General features: G+C 68.7%; 1 protein-coding gene. It reads left to right on the top strand.

Annotated elements, in window-relative coordinates:
• On the top strand, positions 1-230 hold a 230-nt coding region (locus ACR9ZK_RS23825), incomplete at both ends, for a hypothetical protein (protein ID WP_481344370.1).

The raw sequence follows: 230 nt of genomic DNA, 5'->3' as shown, positions 1-230 counted from the left end.
GAGCCGCATCGGCTCGAAGCCCGGGCGAACCAGGGTCTGCTCGACCTGCTCTCGCAGGATCTGGAGCGTGTGCTTCCGCAGTTTGCGAGCGGCGGCGGCCTCGAATCGACGGCCGTCGACCGCTCGGTCGCCGCGCTCTGGAATGTCCTGACCCTCGATTCGGAGGTGAAGCCGGAGGCTTCGCCGGAGATCGCGACGCGGTCCGCCACGGCCGACATGACGTCGAGATC

Source organism: Monashia sp. HAY1-5C (assembly GCF_056755255.1).
This window is presented reverse-complemented; position numbering and strand designations above follow the sequence as displayed.